The following is a 2,137-nucleotide window of genomic DNA, read 5'->3' as shown; positions in this document are numbered from 1 at the left end:
GTGAGGTCGACCCGGAGCGCGGTACTGGCCTCACGGCCAGCCCGTTTCTCCGGGTCGCCTCCCGAACCCGGCGTGCACCGCTAAGCGCACCGGGCTCTCCACAAGCCCCGCAGGATTCGCGTTCGCCTCATGCTGTGCTCGGCCAGGGTGTCGGGATGCGTGTTCCCCGGTAGTAGTAGCGCTTGGCGCTTACCCTGGCCGGGTCGAACAGCTCCCTTCCGCCCTCGGTGGGCCAGATGCCGTAGCGTCGGCGCAGTTCCTTCCAGGGAGTTCGCCGATGCTTGCGCTCTTGCCACCTGACCACCTCTTTCCAGAGGTAGGACCTCAGGTAGCTGAAGGTCGCATTCGAGCATCCGTACTTGAAGTACGCGGTCCAGCCCCGCAGCATCATGTTGAGCTGACGCAGCAGGTCTACGAGCGACAGGTTCGTGCTCCGCCGGCACATCGTCTTCACCTTGGCCATGACGGCGGCCAGCACCTTCTTGGCCGGGTAGACGTAGACGTAGTGCTTGCCGGTGCCCCGCTTCCGGTGACGCTGGATGCGCCAGCCGAGAAAGTCGAGACCGTCCTCGATGTGGGTGATCAGGGTCTTCTCCGGCGACAGGCGCAGGCCCATCGTGGACAGCACCCCGGCGAGTTCCTCCCGCAGAGCCTCGGCGTGCGCCTTGGTGCCCGACACCAGCAGGCACCAGTCGTCCGCGAACCGCACGAGGCGGTAGTTGGGCAGACCGTGGCGACGTCGCTTGGCTCTCCCATACGGGCTTGCTCCGGGCCCACCCGGCCCCTGGGCGACATGCTCGTCCAAGACCGAGAGAGCCACATTGCTGAGCAATGGGGAAAGAATCGACCCCTGCGGAGTTCCGGCATCGGTGTCCACCCACGTGCCATCCTCATCGAGGATGCCCGCTTTGAGGAACGCCTTCACCAGAGCCAGGACGCGTTTGTCCCCGACGCGTTTCCGCACCCGGTCCATAAGAGCGGAATGCGAGATTTCGTCGAAGCAGGCTTTAATGTCCCCCTCCACGATCCACTCATACGAGCGGGACGCGAAGTGGTGCACCTCTGCCACCGCGTCATGGGCCCGGCGATTCGGGCGGAACCCATACGAGCATGGGAGGAAATCCGCCTCGAACACAGGCTCCAACACCAGCTTCAAGGACGCCTGGACCACCCGGTCGCGGATCGTGGCGATCCCCAGATAGCGAACCTTGCCGCCCGCCTTGGGAATCGCCCGCCGCCGCGCCGGAAGGGGCCGGAAGGTGCGAGCCTTGAGACCTTCCCGCAGTTCCGCAAGGAACCCCTCCAGCCCGCGCACGGACTCGATGTAGTAGGCGGTCTCACCGTCCACTCCCGCCGTGCGCGCGCCCTTGTTGTTCCGCACCCGATCCCAGGCCACCAGCAGGAAACCCGGGTCGGCAACGAGGTTGTACAGATCATCGAACCTGCGATGAGGATCATCACGGGCCCAACGGTGCAGCTTGGTCTGGATCTCCAGTACCCGGCGTTCCGCCTTGAGCAAGGCGTATTCCAGCTCGTCAGTGTTCACCAACGTTCTCCCGGTATTCCAGCATCCGTACTGCCGACTTGCTGGCCCCCTTCGCCATGCGCGAGCCTCTCGCCCGCTCGGACTACTACGGGGCCTCCGCCCCGTTCCGCACCTTCGACGGACGACGCGTCTATCCCACCGGCCCGAATGGACTTCGGATCGTGGAAACGATGCGGAACGGTTCCCGTGTTCACGGGGAATCGATTGATCAGTCCGGCATCCAGCTTTGCCCCGGCAGCATCGCCACGGTTACGCCGCAGGCTTTCGCCGTGGCCTCCCCACCGACACGCTAAATCGGCTTCGGAGTCGGCCCGCTCGGTGAACGGTCCGTGCACTGTAACCCGGCCCATATCCGCCAGATTTGAGCCGGTGCCACGCTTACGGAGCTTTGCCACTGGTTCCTCTCGTATGCCCTCTGATCTCGCTCGCCGGACCCGGTCCGTCTGGCAGTTCCGAGCCGTCCCGGCTTTGTCAGCGCTGCTTCCCGCCCTCCCCGGCGCCTCCCGGGTCGGACTGCGCTCAGCTTCCACTGGGCCGCTGCGACGGCCCGGCGAGGAGGTCTTGCACCTCCTTCGATTCCCCGCGCCTCAC

At 65.4% G+C, this 2,137-nt stretch carries 1 protein-coding gene; it reads right to left on the bottom strand.

Annotated features, from left to right (window positions below; genetic code table 11):
- Positions 1 to 127: 127 nt before the first annotated feature.
- Positions 128 to 1,546 carry a group II intron reverse transcriptase/maturase gene (ltrA, locus tag ACIRVK_RS45465; protein WP_404258040.1) on the bottom strand — a complete coding sequence of 473 codons (1,419 nt, stop codon included), beginning with the start codon at positions 1,544 to 1,546 and terminating at the stop codon, positions 128 to 130.
- Positions 1,547 to 2,137: the final 591 nt, after the last annotated feature.

The organism is Streptomyces sp. NPDC101152, assembly GCF_044768275.1.
GTDB lineage: Bacteria > Actinomycetota > Actinomycetes > Streptomycetales > Streptomycetaceae > Streptomyces.
Note: the sequence above shows the minus strand (reverse complement) of the source record. Positions and strands in the feature narration are given on the sequence as shown.